Raw genomic sequence first — 23,606 nt, 5'->3', positions numbered from 1 at the left:
GTCTCTCTGTCGTTGCTTCCTGTCAGTTCCTCTGTGGATGACTCTTCTGTTTTTCTTCTGTTTTGTCTTTTATGGCATCCGCTTTTTTACTGCCTTTCTTTTCACCTGATGTACCAGAACCGGAACTTTTTTTCTTTGTGCCTGCATAAGCCGTCAGTTTCTTTTCCTTGTTTTCTTCCGTGCTGTCCGATCCGTTCTTTCCATCTGACGTGCCTTTTCCGCCAACCGTTTTCAGATTTGCGAGGGATCCTTCCCCATTATTGCCTTTACCCGGGACTCCGGCTTCACTTTTATTTCCACCATATCCGGGTCTCTGGGCTATAGAACCGGAATTTCCACTGCCCCCATTTCCCGCTGTCCCGTTGTTCTTCTTTCTGACATCAGGGATCCGGATCACCAGCGGACTGCTGACATTGCCTGCAAGGTCTTTCACCACGATCACCACATCTTTTTCACCTTCTGACAGGCCTGTAATGGTCAGGGTATCGCTTCCTTTCAGTACCTCTCTTCCCTCTTTTGACGTGTCCGGGGTCTGTACTTTCGCGCCGGCCTCTATGACACGGTAATAGCATTGTCCCCTTTCACTGGTCTTATATACTACTGAGGCCTGGTCCACGGATATCCTGCTGGCACTGATTTTTTTCAATTCCGGCGGGGTCTGGTCTGTGATCCCAAGTGTCAGGTAATAATCCCTCCGGGTGCCGTCCTGTGCGGTTACCTGTACCCGGACCATAGCTTCCTTTTCCTGGTCTCCGAAATGGATCTTCCAGTAAACATGCCCCTTTCCATCGTTGCTTTCTTTGATGGTCTCATCTTTTTCCACGGTAGAATGATTCACTCCGCTCAGCGCATAAATCTTGACCGTGGCATGTTCTTCTTCCGCTGCCAGCCAGATGTTCAGGCTCTGGCGTTCCCCGTCATAAACCGCCTTGTATCTGTCCCGGTCCTTGTTTAATACAGGATCCAGTTTTAAGATCCCTTTTCCCCAGGTATCGGAACTGGATATATATAATTCTTTCAGATCTGCATTGCTGCTTTTAACTTCCGGAGTGACGGTCGGTTCCGGTGTAACAGAAGGTTCCGGTGTAATAGAAGGCTCCGGTGTAACGGATGGCTCTGGAGCTGCGGTTGGTTCCGGCGCAGCAGTTGGTTCCGGAGTGGCAGTTGGCTCTGGTGCAGCAGTCGGTTCCGGTACAGCGGTTGGTTCCGGTATCTGGGTCGGCTCCGGTTCTGCAGTCGGCTCCGGTACAGCGGTCGGTTCTGCCGGTACCGATGGTTCTGCCGGCGTTTCCCCTTCCGAACCCTCTGCGCTGTCTGCTGCATAAACTTCCCTGACAAAGATCGCATCTGTTTCTGGTGCAGCCCCTCCTGCCAGCAGTCCTGCAGAAAGGGTCCCGATAATAAATTTGTTAATGATCGGTCTCTTTAAATTGTTTTTTTCATTACCAGTCCCCCCATACTTCGCCGTTATCCCCGACACCCAGATCTGCTCCGGAATACAGGGTAAAGCGAAGCCTTACTTCGTCACCGTCTGCCGGGAAATAGCCCGACATTCCAATGTTCATATATTCACCGTTTACAAAATACATCCAGCCGGAATTCATGGTAAAATCAAATTCCCCCAGCCAGTTGGCATCATGCCCGGACAGCTGGCAGTTTACTTCTGTCAGATGCGCCATCAGGTCATCCGGGATCGAGGCTCCGGAAGTGATGCCGCCACGTCCGATGGCCTTCAGGTAAAAGCCTCCTGTTGCACTTCCATCATTTCTCCAGTCAAACCCGCTGTTCTGCAGAAGCCTTAAGACCACAGAGGAAAGCTGCTCGCCCTGATAAAAGTCGATCGAGGTAGCCGGCAGGATCGTCCCAAGTCCGACAGTCCCGGCCTCAATGCTGACAGTAATGGAACCGGCAGGTTCTTCCTGGCTTTCATCCCCTTTATAGATGGTAAAAGTTGGAAGTGTGGTACTCCACCCCTCATCATCCGTTGCCTTGATGGTCACGGTGTTGCTGCCCTCATTGAGATCCAGGCGGTAAGCCAGGATCCCCGGCGAAGGCTCCCCTTTTGAAGAAAGCCTTTCACCATTTCCATATACTTCCAGTGCCGTAGAGGATAAGCTGTTCCCGTACCAGTCTACCGCCTGTACATAAAATGTACGGTACGCGGCATTTACCGTTTCCCCGTCAGTCAGGTCTGTGGCGATCGTCGGATAATGGTCTTCCTCCGGTTCCTGTGTCGGTTCCGGCTCCGGGGATGGCGTCGGCGTTGCACTGAGCGGTACCTGCGCCCCGTCCTGGTTCCGGTCATCGTCCTGATCCGGTGTTTCTTTCTGGCTGTCATCATCCTGGTCACCATTTTTGTCATAATGGATGGTATTGTCTTTGGAGCTGTCATTATCCTCTCCTGTGGAACCGTCTTCCGGATCGGTATCCCCTTTTTGGGTATCTTCCTTCTGACTGTCCGGTTCCGGTGTCTGTGAAGCTTCCGGCTCTGATGTCGGCTCCGGGGTAACGGTCACCTGTGCCTCTTCTTTTTTCTTTTCCGGTTCTTCCTCCGGTTCATCTTCCAGGAGCTGTGCCTGTTCTTCAAAGGAGGATTCTTCACCCGTGGAAGCATCTTCCTGGCTTCCGGCATAAGCATATCCCTTTCCAAGATAGCCCTTTAAGGAGCTTTCACTGTTCACCCCCTGTACCGGATTTTCACTTTTCTCCGGTTCATAGTTTTTCATTCCCAGAAATAATACTCCGGCAAAAAGCAGGAGACAGACAAGGGCTGTCAGAAAGGAAAGCCGGTTATTCTTTTTTCTCTTTTTCATGGCCATTCCCTCCTTAATACAGCCTTTCTATGTATTTCATGATCCAGTTCCCATACCAGCTTCTGGCTTTTTTCAGTTCCTTTTTCATTTTCTGCACGCACAGAGCGGTATCCTTTCGTTCTTCTTTTGATACAGCATGGGGACTGAACGCAGCCTTTTCCCCGATAACGCTTGTTTTCCGGTAACACTTCATGGCATCTTCCGAATAAAGCTCAGGGCCATGATAATAAAGAAGCCGCGCATATCCGGCCATGGCGCGAACCGCCTGGCGGTCATCTTCACTTTCAAACAGTTTTCTCCGTCTTCTGTTTGCGTGGATGCGGAGCACACAGACCGTAAAGATAAATATCAGGCAGAAGAGGTCAAATACCGCAAGCAGGAGGATCAGAAGCTTTTCGATTCCGAACAGTGCCAGTTTTAAGCTCCAGTGTGTCTGGATGTTCTCCTGTGCAGGCGGTTCGTCCTGTGCTTCCGGGATGGCAGCTGCTTTGGCTCCTTTTGCCTCCAGGCCTGCCGTGAGGTCTGCTTCCTCCATGACATTGTAGTATTCCGGTGTCATTTCTACCGGTACCCATCCAAGGCCGTCCATATAGATCTCGGTCCAGGCATGTCCATTCTTTCCCGGGACTTCTATCGTATCCCCCGGGTTTTTATCTTTGATATCTTCCGGTGTGACCAGATATCCTTCCACATAACGGGACGGGATCCCGTAATAACGGAACATCAGTGCCGCTGCCGTGGCATAATGGACACTGTGGCCGATCCTGGTGTTTGTCAGGAAGTCCTCTGCAAAATCCCCCTGTCCGGTATAGGGATCGGCTGCCGTGCTGTAAGTCAGGTTCTTTTCCAGATAGGAACGGATCCTGCTGATCGCTGTATAGTAATCGGTATGCCCCTGTTCCCGGTTTCCACCGTCCCCCAGTTCTTTGCGGAACAGGGTTTCCAGTGCACCGGACAGCTTCGTATCCTGGCTGTACACAAATGCGTTGTAATAACTCTCATCATCACGGTAGGAATCCCCTTCATCCCTGGCAAGTGCCTGATAGACCCTTGCCCCCAGCACCGTAAAATCTTTTACCAGGTTTCCATTTGCCTGATAGTGATAGTTTCTTGCTCCAAAGAGTCCTTTTGCTTTTAACATACTGTCAGCAAACGGTGTCTCTTTCCTGTATCCGACAGGCAGTTCTGTGATCTCATAAGGGGTATAGAGATAACGGCTGTCTGCCTTTTCATTTTTTATATCCACTTCGGATACTTTGTCAGAAAGGGTATCATCATCTGCAAGTGCCCTTGCACGGCTTAGCTGGGTCTCCCCATAAAATCCATCCTGATGGAGCCAGTAAAAGAGCGTCCTCTGTTTATAGGCATCCTCCGTATCCAGGCTTTCCCAGGAAGAACCGTCATACACGCTTCCCACAAATCCTCTCAGGTAGAGAGAATCCGGATTTTCCATGGTAACGGAAAGTGCCGTATCGTCTGAGGCACTCCAGGCACCGCATTCTTTCAGCTTTCCATCCGGAAGGGTATTGATCTTTCCTTTTCTGTACCGCAGGCTGCTGATCCCGTCCAGGGCCTCTTTTTTAGCTTCTGTGACAAGTGTCGAGGAACCATAGTCTTCGGACGGCATAAACTGTTCCAGAAGGATCCCGGCTGCCAGCATTACCGCACATGCCAGGATGCTTCCTGTCAAAAATGCCCGGCTGCTCTCTGCCCGGTGGCGTTTCCTTCCAGAACGGGAAAGGATAAGATTCAATTCCAAAAGGATCCCCATGTAAAAAATAACTCCTGTGCCTGCATCCGGTTCCATACCAAGGATTCCCGAAAGGACAGGAAGTACCAGAGCCCAGGCAAGCACCAGTAGATAAAACTTCAATTTCAGGATAAGGAATCCGCAGACTGCCGCTGCCATTCCAAGATAAATAAGGAATACCATGCGGGCGGCATCCCCTCCCTGTATCCCGGCAGTCTCAAACCTTTTGAGGTAAATTCCTGCCCGGCTTCCCAGGATGTCTGCCATATCATTCCAGTATAATGCCATGCCGTCTAAGAGCTGTCCATGGAACAGGAAGATCCCTGCGATGGAAACCATTCCCAGTCCCAGCCGTCCATAAAGCCCATATTTTCCCATTCTTTCTGTTGCAGTACAGAACACTGCCATAAGAAGCACGCTTCCCAAAATCGGTGCCATGCGTTCCTGCTCAGTAAGGACACTCATGAAAAGCAGGAGCCCTCCGCCTGCACTAAGCCAGATCAGTGCAGTTTCCGGCAGGATACCGGACAGTTGTTTTCCATATGCTGTTTTTGACTGTCTTTTGGATTCTGTGATCCGTATTTCCATAATACCTGTTCTCCTCCACTGTCTCTGCCGCCTGTGCCGCATCCTACGATAGTCACTTCTCCCTTTGCTGCCAGGAGTTCTGCTTCTTTGTCCTGCGGGTCGCCGGTTATATATACATAGTTTGCAAAATTCTGTATTCCCGGGTCTTTCAGATATTCCCGTACTGTGACCGGCGTTTTTGCATCACTTCCATAACGCAGGAAGCGGTACAGGATGTTTTCGCGGTCCTCTTCTGTACGGATCTTCTCCAGCCGAAACTTCCCAGTGCTGTGGTCATAGACTCCGGCCTGGCAGGAGATCTTCTTTTCCATAAAGCTCTGAAGGACTGCTGAAAAGACTTCTGCCACCGTTTCCGCACGCTGCGGATCCCGGTCTGCCTGAAATGCTTCTGCCAGAATCAGTACCGTATCATCCACCGGGAAGCTTTTTTCCCGGATCATAATGTCATCCAGTTTTCCGGACAACTTCCAGTGGATCTGCCGGATACTGTCACCGGAACGATATTCCCGGATGTCATAAGTTTCTCCCGGATCATCCCCCGGGCGGCTTCCGGAATAGCGGAAACTTTCCATGTCGAATCCTTCCCTTGTAAAAAGGGAAAGCTCACCTTTTTGTCTTTCCGGCATTACAACGGTATAAGCGCATGTATCAGCCTTCCTTTTTAAAGAAAAGACACGAAAAAAATCCTGGCATTTCCAGTCAGAAAAACAAAATCTGATACAGCCGCACCAATTGCTTCCAGCCTCAAATTCAATGACCTGCTTTTCCTTTCCTCCCAGGGAAAAGGAAATCGGGACCACCCTTTTTCCCCGGTAAAAAGATTTTCCCATCTGAGCACTCCTGCTCCGCCAAATACCGGCCATGCAGACTGATTTTCCAAATACATTTTTCCATGGAAACACTCCATTCTCTCTGATGCCTTTGGAAGATGCAGTTTGATAACGGCTTTTTTTCCGGACAAAACCACACTCCCTGCAGAAAAGATCAAAATAAGAACGGTGAGCAAAAGAACCGCTGCAAAAAGCCATGTGCCTGTAATTACTGCTGCTCCTGCCATGCAGACCAGCCACAAAAGCCACAGGATCCTGTTCTTTATCATCCTTCCACCTTCGGTTCCGGCACTTCTGACAGGATCTCCGAGAGGATCTCACGGGCAGTTTTTTCCTGATACCTTGCCTTGGAATCCAGGATCATCCTGTGTGCCGCAACGTCCTTGAATACCTCCTGCACATCCTTTGGAATGACATAATCCCTTTCTTTCATGTAAGCAGCTGCTTTTGCCATCCTTACCAGTGCCAGGGTTCCACGCGGGCTTAATCCCAGCGTGATCAGCACATGTTTCCTTGTAGCTTCCGCAAGGTCTGCCACATAGTCGAGCACCTGGTCTGCCACATAGATCTCCTGTACCTGTTTCTGGAGTTCCAGCACCTCATCCCGGGTAACTACGGTCTTTGCATTTTCCAGGGGATTTTCCTTCTGTCTGTCCCGTAACAGTTCCACCAGGCTCTGGTGATCCGGATATCCCATGCTGACACTGATCATAAAACGGTCAAGCTGTGATTCCGGAAGGAGCTGTGTACCGGAAGAGCCCACCGGGTTTTCTGTGGCAATGACTACAAACGGGGATGGCACACAATGGGTTTCCCCGTCTACCGTCACCTTTCCTTCTTCCATTACTTCCAGAAGGGCAGACTGGGTCTTACTGGAAGTACGGTTGATCTCATCTGCCAGTAAAAGGTTGCACATGACCGCTCCCTCATGATAGGAGAACTGTCCGCTCTGTTTGTCATACATGGTAAATCCGGTCACATCGGAAGGGACAACATCCGGGGTGAACTGGATACGGTTAAATTCCATCCCCATGAGACGGCTCAGTGCCAGTGCGGTCGTCGTCTTACCGACACCAGGAACATCTTCCAGAAGGACATGTCCCTTTGCGAGCACTGCCATGAGGATCTTATCTGTGATATTTTTTCCTTTAATGATTTTCTCCAGCTGATTCTGAAGTTCTGTTATTTTCTGCGGCATTTTTTCTCCATCCTTATCTGTGGTCTGTCATATCAAAAAAACTGTTTTCCTTATCCTGGTAACGCTGGTAAGCCACCAGTGCACAGAATCCCTGGTCTGTTGCCATAGGATCGCTCTCTCCGTCCAGGATGTGTTTAAAGCTTCCATCTTTCTGATAAAAAGTCATCAGTGTATCATACAGGCCTTTTCCATCTTTCTGGAAACGTTCGTCTTTATTACAGTCTACACCTACCGCACTGAGTGCGATCACGGTCTGGGAAATGGATTCCGAGCTCTTTGCGCCAAATGCGGTATAACCGCCATCATCGTCCTGTATCTCTGCCAGAAATTCCACACCCTTGTCAATGACTTCCTTTACATCTTCTTCATCCTGGTATGGTTCCAGGCTCTGCAGTGTCATGGCGGTCAGATCCACATCCCCGTCTTTGGCGTTATCATCCAGGGAAAATCCGCCATCTGCTTTTTCCCGTTCCAATATGTAATCCAGATATTTCTGTTCTAGTTCCCCGTCTTTATTGGCATCCGGGTCATCGGCATTTAAGGCGATCAGTGCATAAATGGCACCGTTTAATCCCTGGGAGACCACTGCATCAAAATCTTCCAGCGGCTTTTCAATATCGTAACCGCCAATATCTGTCGGATCTTTCCCTATGGATTTCAGGGCCATGACTGCCCTGGAATACTCGGTATAACGGTTATCGCTGAGCACGCCTTCCTGGTCTTTGACACGTTTTTCAAGATTGGCCCGGTATTTTTCAAAATAGTTTTCATCTACCGTTTCTCCTGAACGGGCAAGTGCGATCACTGTCCATTCCCCACCCAGGGTATCTGATGCCGGTGAAGTTACGGTTTCCTGTTCATAAGCAGCTGTCTTTTTCAGTGCATCTTCCAGCTTTGGGGTTCCGCCCCCGCAGCCTGTCAAAAGCCCCGCTGTGGTAACTAACACCAGAAACTGGCATGTCCGTTTTTTAATCTGTTCATAATTTCCCCCTCATTTTTCGTTTATCTGTTTTATGCAAAGAATCACATCTTCTTTATTGGAACATTCTATCGTCCAGGTCCGTTCCTTTGTGCAGGGAAGAAGTTTTAAAACCTTTTCCCATGGAATTGTGCCCTTTCCTAAGCCCAAATGGGAATCCCTGTCCCCTGCGTTGTCATGGATATGTACATGTCCGACACATGGAGCAAGTTCCTTCGCCCATTCGAGGACAGAAATTTCCGAATAGCAGTGTGCATGCCCCATATCCAGACACAGCTTAAAGTTTGGATAATCCACGAGCCTGTATACATCCAAAAGAAGCCGCCAGTCTTCATCCAGGACATTTTCCATGACGATCTCAGGGCCTTCCCTGTCTTTCAAAAACTCCTGGAAAAACCGGCCTGTCTGTTCCGCCCATCCTTCCCGGAAATATACCGTAGGGATCATCCCGGAATGATATACGATCTTTTTTGCTCCAAGGCGAATTCCTGCCTGGTAACACTGGTCAAACCGTTCCATGGTCACTTTCCTTATCCGACTGTCAAAAGATGCCGGGTTTAAGTCCAGAAATGGCCCATGCAGGGTAAGCGGTGGATTTCCCATCTGCTCCAGTCTTTTTTGATACTGTTCCATTTTTCTTTCCAGCTGGTCCAGATTGTCAGATATGGAAAACTCGATACTTTCCACACCGGCTCCATACTGACCGCAGATTTCTTTCATATCTTCATCACAAAGCAAATGGCTGACATAGATCAAAGCATTTCCTCTTTCCCGGACTCAATCAGCCCGTATTTTTTCTTAATGCGTTCCAGTTTTTCAAGAAGCGGCCTGCTCAAAAACCATAAAAAGATCACGGTTGACAGTGCATGCACCAGGTCCACCGGGATTCCTGAAATATAGAAAGCAACCAGGCTGGCCGGTGTGATATACCCATAAGACATCAGGATGCTTGCCGGGTTCATGATCCCGCCGTAGATCAGGACCACACTTAAAAATCCATAAATGCAAAGGTCCCGTTTCCTTGCTTTTAAGATTCCTTTCTGGTAAAGGATTCCTGCAAGGAAGCCAATGATGCCAAAAGAAAACATCTGCCATGGTGTCCAGGGACCCTGTCCCATAAACATGTTGGATAACATCATGATTAGACAGCCAACAAGAAAACCTGCCTCGCCTCCGAAAGACACACCGGTAAGGATCACAATAGCAGCTACCGGTTTGAAACTGGGTACCATAAAGAAGGCTGCCCTCCCTGCAACACCAATCGCTGCAAGGACAGAGATCACCATGATTTCCCGTGCTTTTGGTTTGCGTCCTTCAAACATCATAAAAAACGGGAGCATTGCAGCCACGATCACAATCAGGCTGCATATCAGATATTTCCTTCCATGGAAAAACCGGACTGACAGATACAAAAGCAGTGGTACGACCAAAAGCATCAGAGCAAGAGCAAACCAGGTCCTCCGGTTCACTTTCCCCTTCTTTTCCATCTGCCGGATGATCATCCCATCGGAGGGAAGGGTATATTCTTCCAGGTCTTCTGCCGGTTCCTCTTCCTGTGTTTCATTTGGGATGTCTTCCCAGAATTCATCTATAAACTGGTCCAGTTGCTGCTCTGTAAGCACGTAACCACATCCTTTCCGGTCACAGCTTCCGGAAACAAATGCCTTGCCATCCGGTTTGCTGCAGTTGTGTAGAAATTATTTCCGGCAAAAAACTCCCGGGTATCCTGGCTGGTAACGATGTTTCCCTCAAAAAACAGGCCTACCCTGTCCGCGTATTCTGCAACAAATTCCACGTCATGGGAGATCATAAAGATCGTCAGGCCATGCTGTTTCAGCCGGGTTAAGATCTTTCCAATCTCTTCTTTATATTCTGCATCCATTCCCTTCGTAGGTTCATCCATCAGGAGAATCCTCGGACGAAGCAAAAGGACTTTGGCAAGTGCCAGCCTCTGCTGTTCCCCACCACTCAGATCATAAGGATGTCTTTCCAGAAGCCCTTCCAGCCTGGTAAGGCTTACGATCCCTTCTATGGCCTTTTCTTTTTTCATGTGAATCTGATATTCCGAAGACATTTTTTCTCTCCTGCCCCCGATCACAGAATACAAATCTTCCAGGACTGTTTTCTTTAAGAAAATGCTCTGTGGGTTCTGCGGCATGACTCCCAAAAGCCCGCAATACAGATCCCGGTCTTTATACGAACGGATATCCCGCCCTTCCAGAAGGATCTTCCCGCGATATGGACATCGCACCCGGCTTAAAAGAGACAGCGTAGTGCTCTTTCCCGTACCGTTTCCACCTACCAGTGCATAGAACTCTCCTTTTTTACCTCCAGGGAAAGATCCCGGACAACATCCGGGCTGTCCTTTTCATACCGGAACCAGACATCTTTCGCCTGAATGGACAATTCTTTCTTCGAACTATCTGTTTTTGTGTATCTGACTTTTTCAGTGCTTTCGCTCTTTCGCTGACTATCCGAAGCAATTCCTTTTTCGTTACAGTAACGGGAGAGCCACTGTCTTCCCTCACTGACTGTCAGCGGACAGGTTGCCTGACTGTCTGTCTCACCATAGATCTGCATAGGAATCGGCATGGAAAGAAACATGCCATGTTTTTGTTCCTTTAATTTTACCCCGATTTCCCTGGGAGTTCCTTCCAGATAAACATTCCCCTTATCCATGACAAATACCCTATCCGCATAAGGGATGATATCCTGAAGCCGGTGTTCCGTAAGGAGCACCGTTGTTCCAATATCACGGTTAATCTTTTTTACGGTTTCCAGAAAATCAGAGGCAGCGATGGGGTCCAGCTGAGACGTAGGCTCATCCAGTATTAAAAGGGATGGATGCATTGCCATGATCGCAGCCAGGTTTAAGATCTGCTTCTGCCCTCCTGACAGCTCTGAGATATTTTTATAAAACCACTGATGGATGCCAAAATAGCTGGCCATCTCCGCAACCCGCAGCCGGATAGTCGCATTGTCATATCCCAGGCTTTCCAATCCAAAGGAAAGCTCATGCCAGACTTTATCCGTTACGATCTGATTATCCGGGTTCTGCATGACAAAACCGATCTCCTGGCTCTGTGTCCGGTGATCGATCCCCGAAAGCGGCATCCCCCGGTAAAAGATTTCTCCCTCTGACTTTCCAACCGGGACCAGCACGGTTTTTAACTGGCGCAACAGTGTGCTTTTGCCACATCCGCTCCGTCCGCAGATCACATTTAACGTTCCTTCTTCTATTTTCAGATTCGCATGGTCCAGAACCTTCCTGGAACATTCCGGGTATGCGAAGCTAAACTCCTTTACTTCTACAAGATTCATAATCATTATCCTTCCTGTTCCAGAGTTTCGTAGATTTTTTTGTAAGTCATGTCCAGATCTGTTTCACAATGCTTCCGGCTTCCGGCAAAACGGATAGTCTCCGTCACATCCAGGATCACCGGAAGGAAACAAAAACATGCAAAGCAGATATATGTAAGCATTGCTTCAACTACTGGAACAGATACCGGAGCCTGATGCCCCTGAATGGTAAAACCAGCAAGTAAAATACGGGGATCATAACTTGCATAAGAAGCCCCATTCATACAGCCAGTGGCAAATACAAGGAATAAAGCTGCCATCACTGCCAGAAGCCCCTTATCCTTCTTCGTAAACTTGTAAATGGAAAAAGCAGTCCTTCCTTTTAATCCATATCCCCTGCTCCGCATGGAATCCGAAGTCTCTATGGCATTTTCCAAAGCCCATGTGACCAGTATCGACAGCATATTAAATCCCGCACGGATGCGGTTAAAAAGACTGCCCTCTGAAACATCCCTTCCCATGGATTTCTGACCGTTCCGGATCACTTTCAGCTGCCCCGTAAATCTGGGGACAAAGCGAAGTGCCATGGAAAGGATCAGAGAAAGGGCCGGTATCAGCCTTCCAAACAGGTAAATAAATTTATCACTTGTCATAACTTTATTATAACAGGAAAACCACTGGATCACTACGAACATGACCGCTCCAAGGACTACTCCATAGACTAAGGCCTCCAAAGTGATCCAGTTTCCACTGCTTTCTACATAATATAGCATCGTGACCCCATAATGATTGAAAAGTGGATTCAGAAGAGCCACGATCAAAAGACTGGGAAGGGTAAAGAGAAAGCTTTGCCTAAGTGTCCTTTTTCCTCCAAGCAGAAAGACGGAATAAGACAAAGCACCCGCATAAGAAATGCAGATAAAGACGGGATGCTGATTAAACATAGTAAATAACAGTACTACAGCAAAATAAAAAAAATTCAAAAATGGATGGCATGTGGAAAAAGCATCAATGATGGATTGATCCGCAGGCTGTCTGTTTCTTTTCTCGGTCTTATTTGTTGATAACACGTTTAAATGTACTCCCTCTTTAATCCCTGCTCTTCACAGTACAAATCCACTTTGCTTCCCTTTTTGCAACGTATCGTGCAGTTTTTGTTCACGATCTTTGAGCCAATATGCTCAGGATCATGATGTATCTCCAGATATTCCAGCCGGTTGCATCCATGAAAGACTTCCTCTCCAAGATACATGATATTTTCCGGAATATATACCTCTTTCAATTTCTTACATCCGAAAAAGGCCCTCTGATCTAATTTTTTAATTTCTTTTGGTAAGACTATGGTTTCAAAGCCACAGAAGTAAAAGGCTTCCATACCAATTTCTTCCAGTGTATCCGGCAGCGTGATCTCCTTTAATTCCTTACAGCGGTAAAAAGCTCTTCTTCCTATACTCTTTAAATGCTCCGGGAATACCACTTTACTTAACTGCGTGCAGGAATGAAAACAGCACTCCGGAATCCTGCGGCATTCTGAACTGGTTTCAAATGCTACCTTTTTAAGGGCTGTGCATCCTTTATAACTATAATCTCCTAAAATTTCCAAAGATGCCGGAAATGTTACTTCTCTGAGAGAATGATTTTCCGAAAAAGCACTCTCTTTGATTTCTTTAACGGTCTGTGGGAATACAACGGGCTTACGGAGCTGGCAGCTTGCAAAAGCTTCCTTTCCTATGATTCTGCAGCCGGATGGCAGGATTATCTCTTTTATTTTCCCGTTGCCCTTATAACAGCAATCATCAATATAAATATATTTTTCAGGAATTGCTGCTACCTGTTTGTTTCTTTGCATACTGGCAAGCTGTGCCGTAAATGTACGATGATCAAATCGCAGTATACTCCATGTTGCTTTATCATTTTGTGAGCGCATATGATCTCCTTTCCAACGTTCGGATCATACAAACTGTATATCTTTTACATGTTTGTATTCTTTGCCTGACGTGTTGGATATACTGGCTCAAAATGTTTTCATAAGGCGTTTTTCATTCGATACATTTCACACAGGGAAAAGCAGCTCCGGAATCGCACCGGATTTCCTTAAATCGGCTGCCATCAGCCGAACCACGCTCGATTTTTTTGTTATTCTAATTATAACGATACGCCTTATTTCTGTCAATGTTCGCCAATGTTTCTGGTCTTTATCTCATACCAGTTTAACTATTTTTCACAATTTCTTTACTTCTTATCTTTGTATGGGTTTCCAACATCACTTCCAAGATTGCAGGTATACTTCCATTCAATCTTATCCCCATCTTTGGGCTTATAACTGGAAGCCCCATAATTCGGGAACTCTCCATTTACACTGTACATCCAGCCAGAATTTTTTCCGCAGTCAAATTCATAAAGCTGATTGATGCCTTCCACATAATAGCTTTTATATAACGGGGTATATTTGGAAGAGAGCTGGATGTTTTTTTCCCCACAGATCTTTTTTAAGATGTCAAATACGGTATCGCCCGTAGTAAATTTAACTTCCATTTCCGGAAGTATCCAGCCGTCTTCCGGGACAAATTCTTTTTTGGTTTCTTTTAGATCACCGATATTGTCAAGGATCGTCTGGCAGTCTATCGAAATGGTACAGGCAGCAGGTTTTCCGGAATCCCCTTTTCCGATTCCACAGCCCGTAAGGAGACAGCTCCACAAAAGCATAAAACAGCTGATTCCTATTACCCCGATCCGTTTCCAATATATTTTTTTCAGTTGCTTCATAATTATCCTCTATCGGATGAAAAGGTACCAAAAACACTATTTGATTTTTGATACCTTTTACACCCTTACTCTGTTTACTTAACTGTAATTTTTATCTTTTTAGTCACCTTTCCAGATTTAACTGTGATGGTAACGGTTCCTTTTCTCCGGCCTTTAACCACGCCCTTCGAGCTGACTGTTGCAATCTTCTTGTTGGAAGAACGGTAGGTCACTTTCTCCTGGGAAGTGATCGGGCTGACCACTGGTTTTAAAGTAACACTCTTTCCTTTCTTGATGGTCAGTTTTTTCTTGAGGCCGCTGATCTTCGTAGTCTTTACCTTTGCAGTCTGGACTTTTACTTTCAGAGTCGCTTTCTTTCCACTCTTTAAGGTAACGGTGATCTTTGCCGTTCCTGTTTTGGTTCCGGCTTTGATCTTTCCTTTCTTATCAACGGTCACGATCTTTTTGTTGCTGGAAACCCAGGACTTTATGGAATCTCCATATGCCATGGAAACCTTCACCTTTGTGGTGGCCTGTTTCCGCTTCAGGGTAATGGAGGATACGTTCAGTTTTATAGTTGCCTTTAATTTGCTTCCATAATTCCGTGTCTGTTTTTTACCGCAGAGGGAACAGGTTCCTTCCTGCTTCGCCGGACGGAATACCGTAGCTTTTGCCGTAGTTTTCCAGGTGTATTTATGCGTATGTGCAATTACAGGAATAGTTTCCGTCTTTTCGTATCCGCAGACCTGGCAGGTATATCTCATCAGTCCGGTTGTCTTATAAGTAGCAGCCTTGATCTGCTTTCCTTTTCCATAGGAATGCTTCTGGTAACCACCCTTTTTCGTGTTATCCGTGATGTCACATTTTCCATACATGGCAACACACTCATGCCAGTGGGCATCCTTATCAAAATTCCATTTGCTGTCCCATACATGGTCATGCTCCAGGGTATAATCATCCGTATAATGGAATACGATCTCATCCCCGTCTTCCAGGTACTGCTCTTTTACTCCAAGATCTGGGTGGATTCCATTTAAAGTATACATCCAGCCGGAGTTCTGTCCATTGGAAAATTCTGCAAGCTCCTGACCATCCTTCGTGATTCCGGCAATGTAGGTCTCATCCCTCAATGTACGACAGCTCATTCCATTTTTGGACAGCACTTCTTTTAAGAGTTCCAGGACGTTGGCATTTCCATCGATCGTGTAATCTTTTGCTGCGATCCAGGTATCCAGATTTCCTTTTCGCAGGGTGTGTTCCTGATCCTCCTTTGCACTGCCATGAACAGAGTCTCCGAGAAGCGTAAAGCTTACCGTGATCGTACCGGCATCTTTTTTCAATACCTTAACGGTCAGTTCCACGAATGCTTCCTTATAGGAAATTTTCAGTTTCTGTTCCCCACGTTTATCCTTGTTATATCCCTCTATGGTAAGATCTGTCAGCGAAAGCTCCTGTCTGGTTCCGTCACTGATCACAGCAACCACTTTCATTCCACTGAGATCCAGGTCCTCCCCAAGGTAAAACTCTGTCCGGTAATCACCAGTCAGCTCCAGGGAATCCACATAAACACGCAGGCCTTCTGTAGAGACCAGTTTTTCCTGGTCTGCCCCCAGTGGATCATCCGTCCGGTTATATCCGGTCTGCCATCCGCAGCCTTCCACCTTCGGGCAGCTGGTGGTTTCTTTTTCTGTATTGACATAAGTGGCTCCGCTTGCCGTCTCATGGGTCAGACAGTTGGTATCAATGTATCTTACAAAACCGATCCCTTTATCTGCCCCGCAGTCTTTTGCATAATAATTGTTGGTGATGTCATCGATCCGGTTCAGGCTGTCATAAAAACCAATGATACCTCCTACATATGCTGCGTCTGCCTTTGTTGCCTGTACCTTTCCTGTAAAGGAATTGTTCTTAAAGGTATAAGTGCAGTTATTCCAGGTCTGTGCCACATAGAGGTCTCCACCAAGAATTCCTCCGACCTTGTCAGAACCGGTGATACTTCCCTCTGCACTGCAACTGTTGATAGTAATCTTGCATCCGTTCGGGGCTGTAGAATTGTCATAACCGCCACCTGCAATACCACCAGCCACTTCACTGGAAGCCTCTACGGTGCCATAAAATTTACAGCCGATCACAGAACAGTTTCCCATGGCATTGTCCCTGGTTCCGATAATACCGCCTACATAACTGCTTCCGTAAACGGTGGCATAACTTACACAGTTTTCTACGGTACCTTGCATGCGCCCGGCAATGGCTCCGATCTCATTCTCATTTCTGTCATATCCGATGACAACCCCCTTCTCGATGGTACAGTTTCGTACCACTGCCTCAAAAGCTGAAGAACATCCGGCATAAGGGCTCATCGTCTTATTCGCACCCAGAAGGCCAGATTTCAAGGTACTGGAACCACTTTTCAGGGTAACATTGTCGATCTCAACTGCCGTTCCGGAAAGTCCGACACCCTCAAAGTTGTTGACAAGGCCATAACCGGCAATCTTTGTTCCATAGATGCTCAGGTTACGGATCCTTGTATTACGGACATAGCCAAAGAGAGGCAGCCCGCCCTCCGGTACTATTACGGTATGGTTATTTCCATCAAAGATACCACTGAACACGTTCAAGTTTACACCGTTCTGCAGATCTTTTCTTCCGTCTTTTGTCACACCGATAGGCTTCCATCCAGTCGGCAGGGTGATGTCTTCCGTAAGCTGGAAGTATGTATTTTCAAAGGAAAATCCCTCTGTATTTACCTTGTCGCGCAATGCCTCGACATCTGAAGCTGTCTTAAGGAGATATGGGGAGCTTTCACTTCCGTTTCCCTCCCACGGGAGAGGAGCTTCTGTGACGGTGACAGATACAACATCAGAGTAGACATACTCGCTGTATATATCAATGCCATCCCCATCTATATTAGCTCCAATATCTGTTCTTATTTTACAATAATAGTAGAATTTTCCTGTTTCTTTTACATCGGGCTTATAAGTATTCCCGGTTGCACCTGGAATCGCAGTTCCTCCCTGTATAGAATTTTCTGTGTTCCGGTACCAGCGATACTCTGTATGAACCCCAAATTCTTCAGACTCCTGTACCTTTATCTCCAGTCCTTCCGTGACCGGAATTCCCCTGACGTAAGTCATATCCTTTGGCTGCTGAAGTATGACAGGTTTGTCAGCTACAAGAGGATATACCCTTGCAGTAAAAACGCCACTGAATTTCATATAACAACGGCCATTTATCTCATAAGAAACAAGGCATTTATAATATCTGTAGTATTTCGGCTGTTCTGTAGTGATTGTGTAGGAATTCTGAGTTGCATTCTCTATTTTTTCATAATCTTCCGCGTTTGTGCTTACATACCACTGATAGGAGAGTTTTCCTTCATCTTCCTGTAAAACAGAAGCATTGACTACAAATGCCTTTGCTTTGTCTCCCTGACGGACTCCATAAGAATTTCCGATAACATCCCTGTTGTCTGTAAGTACCGGAGTATAATCAATTTCTCCCGGCTTTATGGTAAGCGTATATACTGTATCTTCTGAAACATACTTTGCATCATCTTTTTTAATGTTATGACAGCTGTATACTCCGAATGACTATTCCAATCGGGCGTGAACCGTAAAGCCCCTCCAAGTGGTCTTTGAGTAAGTTCAACGCCATCCATTACAACCAGTTCCGGATTTTCCGCAATTGAGCCATAACAGTCATTATCACTTCCGGCAATGTCAATATACTCCGTATTTTCCGGTACTGTCACTTCAAGATTCTGGCTTTCTGTGGTATCCTGCAAACCTGTAGGAAATTCATGTCCCCAGGAATCACTGACTGTCAGCTCATTTAAACGTGCTTTATAATGTATCGGAACTTCAACAGATTGTAAAATATTTCCATTCTTTCTTACTTCAAAGCCAATAGAAAGAATTGCTTTTGAAGAATATTTCACACTCGTATTTTTTAATAGAGTTGAGGAATCCTGTGACAATTTCACTCTTTTTACTGTATCATCCAATGGACTGGTGTAAACTGCATATAAAGTACAACCCTCTGGAATGCTTTCCATTGTACTCACATTTACATAAAACTCGCCATGACTGAATCCTGTTGGAAAGTTAAATGCTTGTGTCCCATCAAAAGTGTTGACTGATTCCTCTTTTACCTCAGTTTCACTGTTTTTAATGCAGAGTCTCACACTGCTGATATAATCGCCTTTATCAACTCCACCCGGAACAACGGTTATGTTTGCATATGCTGCTGAAATCGCAGTACTCTCTGTCCCATTATTATTGATTTGTTTTTCTGCTGTAATAAAGTAGGGAGTTTCTCTTGCTTCCAGCACTGGAAGTGTTACTTTTCCCTCTGCATCTGTTATAATGTTTTCCTGCTTTTTTCCATCTATATAGATAGACGCTCCCTTGCAGTTTGAATATGCACGTCCGGCATCATCTTCCTGTTTGAGTCTGAGAACGATCGGCTGTCCTTCTGTAACTGTCTGTTCTTCTTCTGTAAAAAATGCAAGTTTATCCTGGCCCTTTTTCTGTTGGATAAAAAATGCATTTCGTCACCATTTTCTACAGTTCTTCCAAGCGCAGAACCATAATTGGCACTGTCACGATTCAAAGAAGATTTAATATATGGTACATCCTTTTTATCGTATCCCCACAACCGGTAAATGACACCATCAAATATACCTGCGTCATCCGCGTGGTAATCATACCCAGCTTCTGCTCCACCTGGGTAATACAAGTCATGTGCTGCTTTCAAAGCATCGTCCATGGTATAAGAAGACTGACCAGTTAAGGTCACGGTGCGTCCTGCCATTGGATTTCCGTCTTTATCATTAAGAAATTTTCCATCTTTGCTGATACTGACAGTTACCTGTATTTCTTCTTTTGCAGTACCATCTTCGGACTGGTCTGTTCCATCACTGAAAAGTGCAGTACTTCCATCCGTGAATTCATCTTCATCTGTAAATTCACTTGCAAAAGATTCTTCCGTATCCAGATCAGCACTAGTGTCAGTTTCCTCTCTTACGTCAAACGAATCTTCTGTCGGAATCTCTTCCTCGATATCAATCTGGTCTTCCGAATCTGACGCTTCTTCTACATCGGTTTGATCACCTGATGAATCACCTTCTTCTGAAATATCCTGCTCATCTGTAAAATTTTCTTTAGATGAATATGGTGTATTATCTACCCATTCTCCCGCAAAGGCATTTACAGGAAGCTGTAATACAAGAAGAAAAACAAGCAGCCAGCCGGCTATCCTTTTCCACAATTTTATTTTTTCATTTTGTCATTCCTTTAAAAAAAGCTCCTCTTCCTCACGGAAGAAGAGCTTTTCAACTTTTAATTATTTTACCTTGACAGTCACTTTAACGGATTTAGATCCGGATTTTACTGTTATTTTTACAGTACCTTTTTCTTTCCAGTTACAACGCCCTTGGAAGAAACGGTTGCAATCTTTTTGTTGGAACTTGTATAAGTAACCTTCTGACGGGATGTGAATGGAGTTACGACTGGCTTCAGTGTCACTCTCTTTCCTTTCCGAACAGTTACATTTTTGGATACTGTGATTTTGGAGGTTTTTACTGCTGCTGTCTGAACTCTTACCTTAACGGTCTTCTTCAGTCCACTGGCAAGGGTAATCTGCAGTTTCGCAGTTCCACTCTTTTTGCCAGTGATCTTGCAGGTTCCGTTAGACTTGCCTCTTACTGTGAAGATCTTGCTATTGGAGGATTTCCAGGATTTTACAGAATCACCTTTTGCAAGTCTGGTAACTTTAAGTCTGGAAGTAGACTGTTTTACTTTTAAGGTTACAGTAGAAGCGTTAAGAGTTGCCTTCGGCGCAAGCTTTTTGCCAACATTTCTAGTCTCACTCTTATTGCATGTAGAGCATTTTCTGGTCTGAACTTCTGGTTTAAATACTGTAGCTGCTGCTGTTCTTTTCCAGTTGCTCCACTTATGTCCTGTCGCTTTAATAGTTTCGGTCTTTGTTTCGTTGCATCTGCTGCAGGTATAAGTAAGAGTACCATCTGCTGTACAGGTTGCTTTCTTTGTTACCTTGGAAACAAAATCATGTCCAAGTGCTGGAATCTCCTGTACATCTTCTTTTGCATCACAGACTGTACAATGTTTACTCTTCTCACCAGCTTCAATGCAAGTTGCCTCTTTATCTACTACATAATCCTCTGACCATGTATGTCCGGTTGCAGGGATTGCATTCTCATCAGTTGGATAAGAATAATGCTCACCACATACCTCACAAACGCCAACTTCTTTCCAGCCAGCTTCTGTGCAAGTTGCTTCTTTTGCTTCCACTGCATCTGCTTTGCAATGAACTACAGTATCTGCTGGAACAGTTGCTCCCATCCAGTCTGGTTCTGGAACCATTTCATCCCATTTAACTTTAGTTCCTGCATAACAAGCATATTTCAAACTTGATTCATTAAAAGCATTTACTCCAACACTGGATACATCTTTGAAATCAAATGATGTAAGTGCAGTTTGTTGGAAACAGTCATTTGGAATTTTATCAATATTGCTTTCACAATTAAAAGAGGTTAATGCAGTACATCCGTTAAAAGCACTTTCACCCAAATCCTGAATTTTTTTGCAGTTACAGAGGTCAATGATTCACAAGTATCAAAAGCATATTTTCCAATTTCCAATCCTTCATTTTCAAATGTAACACTTTCCACTCCTGACTCGGTAAATGCTGCATTTTCAATAATTTGAACATTGTTCAAATTAATGCTCTTTAATGAAGCTACATGGCTAAAAGCAGATCTTGAAATTTTGGTTACACTTGGTGAAAGCACTACTTTTTCCAAACTATCATAAGCTCCTGATCGGCCATTATTAAAATTGAATGCCCCAATCTGAGTGATTTCACCTTCAATCACGACTGTCTTAGCATTATTAAGTTCTGTTCCGTATTTATTACGCCATTCGCTTGTCCAACCTGATTGTGTATTATCTGGCAAAGCTACAGGTGTTGAACTTTTCATATAAAATGTCTGGTTACTGCTATCATACATAAAAGAAAGTCCCGTAACCTCTTCTGACTGTATCCAACCGTCTTCTTCACTTGCAAAGTCAGTGCTATCACTACCATCATCAAAAGAATCTATTGCACTATTTTCTACACTTTCCTGTTCAGATTCAGTAAGAATAGAGTTGTCCTCAAACACAGCAACATCATCTTCTGGTTCAATTGTCTCAATTTCTGAATCAACCGTCACATCTGGTTCTTCTACGCTTTCAGCAACAACATCTACCTGTTCTGACGCCAATACTGGAGCCGAAGTACTTAAAACCATGGATAAAGCAAGGCAATAGGCAAGATATTTTTTTTCATCACAATTCCTCCAACGCCCTACTACTTACCAATCAAAGTGAGTAGTATCATAGCTCAATACGATAGAAAATTCATTGTCTGATGGTACCTTTGTTCCACCTAATGTTGTCTGCGGATAAGAAGAAGTGTCTTCCAAAGTAACATCATTTCCTGGATACCACATCCAAGAGCTTCCCTGCCATGTAGCATGAATCATATTGCCAGCACTGTCATATGTTGGATTAATATTTTTTCCATCATTAGTCTTAGAATATCCCGGAACTGAGAGTGTAGTTAAATATTCATCTGCTTCTTTATTCCAAAGAACATTTAACTGTTTTTTGCTTCTTGCTAATTCAAGAGCATCTTTGTAAGTACCATTTGAATCTACACCTGTTACAGTAACTACCGGATTAGTGATTCCTGAAATCGGTTTCGGAGTTCCTAAATAAGTATTACTGCTTGTTCCCTGTTCCCATTCTCTGATGTAAATGTGCATTGTTGCTGCGGAAGCCATTACAGTTGAACCAAGCATCATAACAACTGCTAAAATGACTGCTGATAATCTTTTGAATTTTTTGCTCATACCTTTTTCTCTCCTTTTCTTTTCAGATGCTCATTTTTCGTAGTTTCTCCTTAGGACAGCGGTTTCTGTCCCGTACAGATCACGAGTCTGGACCTGCCTTTCTCCTCCTCTCCCGTATTGGGAATATCCTGGTGCTCTGAGATGTGATGGTAACGTGCGGTTTTCCTTGTAAAAAAATAAGCCGCACCCTACGCATGGCACAACCCAGTCACAAAATACCCGTGCCGCCCTGAAACCGAGGGTTGATGCACAATATTGTAGGGATAGACCTGACTTGTAGCTTTTGCTCATCACAGTAGCGTTCCTGTGTCGGATTTTCACCGAACTTCCTATACATGAGTCTTTGACGAACCACTCATATATAAAATCTCTACAATATTACCTTTCTTATAGAATAACTTTTTTTCCATATTTTGTCAATCATTTTGTCTTGAAATAGCAGAAAACGTCATATGTTTTTATAAACAAAATTCGAGAAAAATCGACATTTTTCTTCTCAATTTTAAAAGTAGTCGTAACTAACATCACTTTTCTTTCTTCTTTTTCTGCAATCATATTTCCATCAAAGTGCCATTTAACGCCATTCCTGCAATAAAAAAGGCCTTTCCGGATAGACCATGATTGTTCCTGTCCATCCAGAAAGACCTGAAAAATAAAATGTTATATTTTTAGAAATTATCCATTAAATTTCTGCAAACTTTTAAATAAAATCATGGGTTTCGTTTTCCACAAACTCCCCATCTAAGAAAGCAAGATCATCCCCGGCTTCCTGTATTTCTGCTTCCTCGTCAGAATATTCTATCTGTTCTCCGTTCTCCTCCTGCCTTTCACACCATACGACCAGACGTTTGGAGGCATCTGTTCCACATGTAGAAAGCAGAAGCGTTGGAACTTCTTCCTGCGTTCCAAGTAAGAAAGCATCTCCATCGGCCGGTGTATACTCGCATTTTACGATCACAAAGATCCATACCCCTTCATCCGGAAGATACAGATAGAGGATATGGTGTTCTTTTAAAAATTCATCGTCAAGGAAATTTCGAAGTCCGCGGAACATGCTGCCATCTTTCATATTGTGGCCATAAATGATGTTCTTGTCATCAGAAAAATCGACATTGTTATCGGAATCCAGGAAAATGGCCCCTGCCACATGTTCTGCCTTTTTTAAAAGTATGTGTCAGGTAATAGGAGTCATCGTTTCCCTGGACTACCGGGTAATCAATGCTGGTATCCGGGATCCGGATCCATGCAACGATATCCGGATTGATCTTTTTAATGCCTTAAAATCAACCACGGTCTGTTTCCCATCGCTTCCGTCTGTTCCTTCTGTGTGGTCATCCTCATCTGTTTCCTTGACGTATGTACGCAGGTCTTCATATTCCTGCACACCTTCCCGGTACATAAAGTAAATGCCAAGACCGGTACATACGCAAAAGCTGAGTACCATCAGGCAGACTGCCACGATCATGATTTCTTTTATGTGTCTCATAC

The 23,606-nt window shown here is 45.1% G+C and carries 22 protein-coding genes, 1 pseudogene and 1 riboswitch; all 23 genes and pseudogenes read right to left on the bottom strand.

Features of this window, described 5'->3' with window-relative positions; genetic code table 11:
* Window positions 1–22 precede the first annotated feature (22 nt).
* On the bottom strand, window positions 23–1,480 hold the full coding sequence (locus CK1_RS04350) for a hypothetical protein (protein WP_306288756.1): 1,458 nt from the start codon (window positions 1,478–1,480) through the stop codon (window positions 23–25).
* The gene (locus tag CK1_RS04345; protein WP_015525073.1) at window positions 1,443–2,813 is read right to left on the bottom strand and encodes a DUF4430 domain-containing protein; all 1,371 of its coding nucleotides are present in this window, start codon (window positions 2,811–2,813) and stop codon (window positions 1,443–1,445) included. The genes CK1_RS04350 and CK1_RS04345 overlap by 38 nt, the downstream gene beginning before the upstream one ends.
* Window positions 2,814–2,826: 13 nt before the next feature.
* Entirely contained in the window at window positions 2,827–5,151 is a 2,325-nt protein-coding gene (locus CK1_RS04340) for a transglutaminase TgpA family protein (protein WP_015525072.1), read from the bottom strand.
* Window positions 5,064–5,723, bottom strand: coding sequence for a DUF58 domain-containing protein (locus CK1_RS04335; protein WP_306288755.1), 660 nt, complete (start codon window positions 5,721–5,723; stop codon window positions 5,064–5,066). Before CK1_RS04335 ends, CK1_RS04340 begins: the two co-directional genes overlap by 88 nt.
* 89 nt (window positions 5,724–5,812) lie before the next feature.
* On the bottom strand, window positions 5,813–6,250 hold the full coding sequence (locus tag CK1_RS04330; RefSeq protein WP_306288754.1) for a hypothetical protein: 438 nt from the start codon (window positions 6,248–6,250) through the stop codon (window positions 5,813–5,815).
* The gene (locus CK1_RS04325; protein WP_015525070.1) at window positions 6,247–7,179 is read right to left on the bottom strand and encodes an AAA family ATPase; all 933 of its coding nucleotides are present in this window, start codon (window positions 7,177–7,179) and stop codon (window positions 6,247–6,249) included. Before CK1_RS04325 ends, CK1_RS04330 begins: the two co-directional genes overlap by 4 nt.
* 13 nt (window positions 7,180–7,192) lie before the next feature.
* Window positions 7,193–8,125: a prenyltransferase/squalene oxidase repeat-containing protein gene (locus tag CK1_RS04320; protein WP_306288753.1), complete on the bottom strand. Its 933-nt coding sequence runs from the start codon at window positions 8,123–8,125 to the stop codon at window positions 7,193–7,195.
* A 45-nt stretch (window positions 8,126–8,170) separates the two neighbouring features.
* Window positions 8,171–8,914, bottom strand: a complete 744-nt coding sequence (locus tag CK1_RS04315) for a sugar phosphate isomerase/epimerase family protein (protein ID WP_306288752.1) — start codon at window positions 8,912–8,914, stop codon at window positions 8,171–8,173.
* A complete protein-coding gene (locus CK1_RS04310; protein ID WP_294417417.1) occupies window positions 8,911–9,780 on the bottom strand; it encodes an ECF transporter S component in 870 nt (289 codons plus the stop codon). Before CK1_RS04310 ends, CK1_RS04315 begins: the two co-directional genes overlap by 4 nt.
* The gene (locus CK1_RS17970) at window positions 9,747–10,427 is read right to left on the bottom strand and encodes an ABC transporter ATP-binding protein (protein ID WP_353611215.1); all 681 of its coding nucleotides are present in this window, start codon (window positions 10,425–10,427) and stop codon (window positions 9,747–9,749) included. The genes CK1_RS04310 and CK1_RS17970 overlap by 34 nt, the downstream gene beginning before the upstream one ends.
* A 29-nt stretch (window positions 10,428–10,456) precedes the next feature.
* Window positions 10,457–11,479, bottom strand: coding sequence for an energy-coupling factor ABC transporter ATP-binding protein (locus CK1_RS17965; protein ID WP_353611120.1), 1,023 nt, complete (start codon window positions 11,477–11,479; stop codon window positions 10,457–10,459).
* A 5-nt stretch (window positions 11,480–11,484) separates the two neighbouring features.
* Window positions 11,485–12,231: an energy-coupling factor transporter transmembrane component T gene (locus CK1_RS04300; protein ID WP_353611119.1), complete on the bottom strand. Its 747-nt coding sequence runs from the start codon at window positions 12,229–12,231 to the stop codon at window positions 11,485–11,487.
* Between the two features lie 299 nt (window positions 12,232–12,530).
* Window positions 12,531–13,385: a leucine-rich repeat domain-containing protein gene (locus CK1_RS04295; RefSeq protein WP_015525067.1), complete on the bottom strand. Its 855-nt coding sequence runs from the start codon at window positions 13,383–13,385 to the stop codon at window positions 12,531–12,533.
* Window positions 13,386–13,440: 55 nt separating this feature from the next.
* Window positions 13,441–13,596, bottom strand: a riboswitch (cobalamin riboswitch).
* A gap of 94 nt (window positions 13,597–13,690) precedes the next feature.
* Complete coding sequence (locus CK1_RS04290) at window positions 13,691–14,224, bottom strand: DUF4430 domain-containing protein (protein ID WP_015525066.1); 534 nt, start codon at window positions 14,222–14,224, stop codon at window positions 13,691–13,693.
* Window positions 14,225–14,298: 74 nt separating this feature from the next.
* The gene (locus CK1_RS04285; protein ID WP_306288750.1) at window positions 14,299–17,337 is read right to left on the bottom strand and encodes an Ig-like domain-containing protein; all 3,039 of its coding nucleotides are present in this window, start codon (window positions 17,335–17,337) and stop codon (window positions 14,299–14,301) included.
* Between the two features lie 371 nt (window positions 17,338–17,708).
* Window positions 17,709–18,533 carry a hypothetical protein gene (locus CK1_RS04280; protein WP_306288749.1) on the bottom strand — a complete coding sequence of 275 codons (825 nt, stop codon included), beginning with the start codon at window positions 18,531–18,533 and terminating at the stop codon, window positions 17,709–17,711.
* Between the two features lie 56 nt (window positions 18,534–18,589).
* Entirely contained in the window at window positions 18,590–19,471 is an 882-nt protein-coding gene (locus tag CK1_RS04275; RefSeq protein ID WP_306288748.1) for a hypothetical protein, read from the bottom strand.
* 131 nt (window positions 19,472–19,602) lie between these two features.
* Window positions 19,603–20,586, bottom strand: coding sequence for an Ig-like domain-containing protein (locus CK1_RS04270; protein ID WP_015525064.1), 984 nt, complete (start codon window positions 20,584–20,586; stop codon window positions 19,603–19,605).
* A gap of 102 nt (window positions 20,587–20,688) precedes the next feature.
* Window positions 20,689–20,793 (bottom strand): annotated as a pseudogene (locus CK1_RS17960) (hypothetical protein); the annotation flags it as partial.
* On the bottom strand, window positions 20,757–21,515 hold the full coding sequence (locus CK1_RS04265) for a leucine-rich repeat domain-containing protein (RefSeq protein ID WP_306288747.1): 759 nt from the start codon (window positions 21,513–21,515) through the stop codon (window positions 20,757–20,759). The gene CK1_RS04265 and the pseudogene CK1_RS17960, both read right to left, overlap by 37 nt.
* Window positions 21,516–21,578: 63 nt before the next feature.
* The gene (locus CK1_RS04260; RefSeq protein WP_015525063.1) at window positions 21,579–22,118 is read right to left on the bottom strand and encodes a hypothetical protein; all 540 of its coding nucleotides are present in this window, start codon (window positions 22,116–22,118) and stop codon (window positions 21,579–21,581) included.
* Between the two features lie 700 nt (window positions 22,119–22,818).
* Window positions 22,819–23,265, bottom strand: coding sequence for a class B sortase (locus tag CK1_RS04255; protein WP_306288746.1), 447 nt, complete (start codon window positions 23,263–23,265; stop codon window positions 22,819–22,821).
* A 57-nt stretch (window positions 23,266–23,322) separates the two neighbouring features.
* Window positions 23,323–23,604 carry a hypothetical protein gene (locus tag CK1_RS04250; RefSeq protein ID WP_015525062.1) on the bottom strand — a complete coding sequence of 94 codons (282 nt, stop codon included), beginning with the start codon at window positions 23,602–23,604 and terminating at the stop codon, window positions 23,323–23,325.
* Window positions 23,605–23,606 lie beyond the last annotated feature (2 nt).

Origin of the sequence: Ruminococcus sp. SR1/5 (genome assembly GCF_000209835.1) — a bacterium.
Classification (GTDB): domain Bacteria; phylum Bacillota; class Clostridia; order Lachnospirales; family Lachnospiraceae; genus Blautia_A; species Blautia_A fusiformis.
The sequence above is the reverse complement of the archived record's forward strand: the minus strand, read 5'-3'. Positions and strand labels throughout refer to the sequence as shown.